This window comes from Larkinella punicea, from assembly GCF_003334855.1.
Lineage (GTDB): Bacteria > Bacteroidota > Bacteroidia > Cytophagales > Spirosomataceae > Larkinella > Larkinella punicea.
The window spans coordinates 1-552 of sequence record NZ_QOWE01000040.1; positions in this window are offsets into that span (position 1 = coordinate 1).

Below are 552 nucleotides of genomic sequence, written 5' to 3' on the forward strand. Positions count from 1 at the left end.
GGTCAAAATTTGTCGCATTGTCAAAGATCGAATTCGCTGTTGGAAATCCGGCATTCAGGATCGCATAATGGAAATCTGTTGCGGATTACACAATTTTCGTCTAACCAGTTCAAGTGTTCAGTAAACCGTTAATCGGTATAAACTCTAATGTCAATGTCAATGGCAATGTCGATGCCGTGTCGATGTCATGCCGGTGCCACGCCGATGTCATGTCGGTGCCATGTCGGTGTCATGCCGATGTCATGTCGGTGCCATGCCATACCCATAGGGCGATGCCCTATGCTAGTGATGATGCCCTTTCAGGGCGCGATGCAGCGAACAATTCCACATCCCGCCCTGAAAGGGCATCATCACTAGCACGGGGCAACGCCCTGTGGCATCATCCCGAACACGTCATCATCCCGAACATGGGATCATCCCGAACATGGGATCATCCCGAACACGTCATCATCCCGAACATGGGATCATCCCGAACACGTCATCATCCCGAACATGGGATCATCCCGAACACGTCATCATCCCGAACATGGGATCATCCCGAACACGTCATCA